Annotated in this window: 1 tRNA gene; it reads right to left on the bottom strand. The window is 50.6% G+C overall.

Annotated elements, in window-relative coordinates:
* Positions 1 to 114: 114 nt before the first annotated feature.
* A tRNA-Met gene (locus tag DUT91_RS25430) sits at positions 115 to 191 on the bottom strand.
* Between the last annotated feature and the right edge of the window lie 50 nt (positions 192 to 241).

Below are 241 nucleotides of genomic sequence, written 5' to 3'. Positions count from 1 at the left end.
GAGATATTGTAGGAACCGGATCGAGCCGCAAGTGGTCCCGCATTGTAGATAACAAAAAAGCCCCTGGCTGGAAGAGCCAAGGGCTTGGTTGAACATTGAAAGTGTCATTAATTTTGGTTGCGGGGGCAGGATTTGAACCTGCGGCCTTCAGGTTATGAGCCTGACGAGCTACCGGGCTGCTCCACCCCGCGTCAAAGAAGTTATCGGCGATGGGCCGTTTGTTTAGAGAAGATGTTTAATT

Origin of the sequence: Paramesorhizobium salinisoli (genome assembly GCF_003335045.1) — a bacterium.
In the GTDB taxonomy this organism is placed as follows: Bacteria; Pseudomonadota; Alphaproteobacteria; order Rhizobiales; family Rhizobiaceae; genus Paramesorhizobium; species Paramesorhizobium salinisoli.
The sequence above is the reverse complement of the archived record's forward strand: the minus strand, read 5'-3'. Positions and strand labels throughout refer to the sequence as shown.